The sequence below is a fragment of the Rugamonas brunnea genome (assembly GCF_014042345.1).
GTDB lineage: Bacteria > Pseudomonadota > Gammaproteobacteria > Burkholderiales > Burkholderiaceae_D > Rugamonas > Rugamonas brunnea.
This window is the reverse complement of sequence record NZ_JACEZT010000053.1, coordinates 1-528: the sequence shown is the minus strand read 5'-3', so window position 1 is coordinate 528 and position 528 is coordinate 1. Positions and strand designations below refer to the sequence as shown.

At 56.4% G+C, this 528-nt stretch carries 1 pseudogene; it reads left to right on the top strand.

Annotation, left to right across the window (positions count from 1 at the left end):
* Positions 1-57: 57 nt before the first annotated feature.
* Positions 58-528: pseudogene (locus H3H37_RS25445) on the top strand (phage portal protein); the annotation flags it as partial.

Below are 528 nucleotides of genomic sequence, written 5' to 3'. Positions count from 1 at the left end.
CTCAGGATACGGATAACGGCTACCTCAGGATACGGATAACGGCTACCTCAGGATACGGATAACGGCTACTCCGTGTTTGAGCAGTCACTGCTGCGGTATATCGCTGCCGGGCTGGGTGTCTCGTATGAGCAGCTTTCCCGGAATTACGCCCAGATGAGCTACTCCACGGCACGGGCCAGTGCGAACGAGTCGTGGGCGTACTTTATGGGGCGGCGAAAATTCGTCGCATCCCGTCAGGCGAGCCAGATGTTTCTGTGCTGGCTGGAAGAGGCCATCGTTCGCCGCGTGGTGACGTTACCTTCAAAAGCGCGCTTCAGTTTTCAGGAAGCCCGCAGTGCCTGGGGGAACTGCGACTGGATAGGCTCCGGTCGTATGGCCATCGATGGTCTGAAAGAAGTTCAGGAAGCGGTGATGCTGATAGAAGCCGGACTGAGTACCTACGAGAACGGACTGAGTACCTACGAGAACGGACTGAGTACCTACGAGAACGGACTGAGTACCTACGAGAACGGACTGAGTACCTACGAG